At 51.2% G+C, this 240-nt stretch carries 1 protein-coding gene; it reads left to right on the forward strand.

Features of this window, described 5'->3' with window-relative positions; all coding sequences use genetic code 11:
- Nucleotides 1-31 precede the first annotated feature (31 nt).
- Nucleotides 32-240, forward strand: a 209-nt coding sequence (locus tag HMPREF2845_RS09330) for a hypothetical protein (RefSeq protein WP_210394511.1), incomplete at its 3' end; no start/stop codon positions are given.

Consider the following 240-nt stretch of genomic DNA (forward strand, 5'->3'; position numbering starts at 1 on the left):
AAATACTCCGGAGGGGTGGATGCGTGCTGAGTTGAAAGGGCGTTTTTTTAATGCTCCGGCTGCGCGCCCCGGTGCCGAATATGAGTGGTGTCTGGCAGAGATTAAGCGTAGGAACGAAGCTAAGGAATTCCCCTTCAACTACAGCGAAGTAACCAGCTTGTATCGTGAGAAGGTAGCTAATGGCGAGCTACCGGATGTTTATGCTGGCACTCCATACGATTTGGCGCTTCTGCCTTTCTA

Source organism: Rothia sp. HMSC065B04 (assembly GCF_001812285.1).
Lineage (GTDB): Bacteria > Actinomycetota > Actinomycetes > Actinomycetales > Micrococcaceae > Rothia > Rothia mucilaginosa.